We start from the raw sequence: 514 nt of genomic DNA, 5'->3' as shown, positions 1-514 counted from the left end.
TAGTCTTTCGCTGGTCCCCAGTCACTTGGTGCAAGGTAGCCTTTTGCTAACTTCTCATTACGGTAATCTAAGCCGCCTCCAATACTCAGTTCATCATTGATGCTGTATGAGTTTAGCCAAATTGCATTGAACTGTTCGATGGCCACGTGATCGCCGGTCGACTTACTTTGGCCCGATTTAAGGTCATAGTTGTCTTGTTGACCGTAAGCTAACTTCAACTCAGAAGTGTAAACATCTTTAGAATACTCAAGTGACAAATCTGCACCTACATATTCCACTTCACCCGTTTTCTTTTCGTGCTTATCTACTGTTCCCCACCCAGGATTGCCATAACTGCTGTTGTCATAGTCGTATTCGTTGCTGTATGTACTAAAGCCTACGTAACCAGAAAAATTATCAGAAAAGTTTTGCTGGTAACCTAATTTAAGGTTCAACGTTTCAAATCCGTGCTCATCGCCATCATTCAAACCCGGCAAAGGTTTAACGTTAAAACCATCCGTTTTCTCGTAACCTA

The 514-nt window shown here is 42.2% G+C and carries 1 pseudogene; it reads right to left on the bottom strand.

Going from position 1 to position 514, the window contains the following annotated elements:
• Nucleotides 1-514 (bottom strand): annotated as a pseudogene (locus tag R7Q48_RS31180) (TonB-dependent receptor); the annotation flags it as partial.

The organism is Vibrio sp. 378 (genome assembly GCF_033339435.1).
This window is presented reverse-complemented; position numbering and strand designations above follow the sequence as displayed.